We start from the raw sequence: 1,041 nt of genomic DNA, 5'->3' as shown, positions 1-1,041 counted from the left end.
CATCCTTCGGCTCCAGCCATGATTGCACTAATGATGAGGAACATGACGTCAATAAGGTCGTGTCTTTGGTTGATACTAGAACGGGTTTCTTCAACAACGGTAAGGTGTTCGCTCAGGGTCATTGGGTTACCTCTCAGAAAGTGAGGTGCGATTAGATCACAGTAATTCAGCAGATTCAATCTTTGTTAACAAAGTGCGATCCCGCCCTGCATAAAAAGCAATGTAAACATTTACTGATTTTCCTAACAGACCTGATGTACTTGAGTATGAGGAAGCATTATAAGTTTGACTTGCCAGTGGATTTAAATAATCACTTGAAAATAATAATGTATTTGTAGAGTCATCTTTGAGGTAAACGTTTACCCCTATATTTGAAGATTGATTCAATATTGTTAAGGACATTTCACCTGGATTTGGATTTAGGTCAATATCATCTCTTGGCTCAGTATTATTTAAAGTTTGATATAAGGCCGCATTCGCTTCTTCTATCATGTCATATTTAGTCACTAGTGATGTCATGTCTGAATATTCTGGGAAATCGGCCCTCATTGTTGCAGCATCAACGAATTTTGGGCCATTTACAAATAAAATACCGGTATGTGATTCTGGAAATTCAGAGGGAGTCAGCAATTGCTGTTGAGTTGGAACGACCCAATTGTTTTTTATTTGAATATCTGAGTGCCTCTCAGTCATAATGTAAAATTTCCTTATTCCTTTTCCGTTATCTATCTGCTGTTTAAGGTGCTTAAAAAAATCAACTAAAGCAGTATTGTATCCACCAGACCATAGTTGGGTGGCACCGGGAATGGTGAGGTCAATGTCTAGAGCTGGAAAGTGCTGGTGTAATGAAGCAATAACCCCTTCCAGTTTTTTGTAAAAATCACTTCCAAATTGGCCTGTATAAAACGCTTTTCCCTTTATATCAAATGTGAGTTATTGTCAAATGTGGTGTATCAATGAATCGTGATGCTCTGTTTGATCTTGAGTGATCCGTTCACCATCTTTAAATTGAATACCTGATATGACATCAGCAAGCAGCTT

General features: G+C 38.0%; 2 protein-coding genes. Both read right to left on the bottom strand.

All coding sequences use genetic code 11. From position 1 onward, the window contains the following. A partial coding sequence (locus tag L2764_RS27345; RefSeq protein WP_248943474.1) for a transposase family protein occupies positions 1–122 on the bottom strand: 122 nt, incomplete at its 3' end. Between the two features lie 34 nt (positions 123–156). Then, positions 157–693, bottom strand: coding sequence for a hypothetical protein (locus L2764_RS27340; RefSeq protein ID WP_248943473.1), 537 nt, complete (start codon positions 691–693; stop codon positions 157–159). Positions 694–1,041: the final 348 nt, after the last annotated feature.

Origin of the sequence: Shewanella surugensis (assembly GCF_023284005.1) — a bacterium.
Lineage (GTDB): Bacteria > Pseudomonadota > Gammaproteobacteria > Enterobacterales > Shewanellaceae > Shewanella > Shewanella surugensis.
The sequence above is the reverse complement of the archived record's forward strand: the minus strand, read 5'-3'. Positions and strand labels throughout refer to the sequence as shown.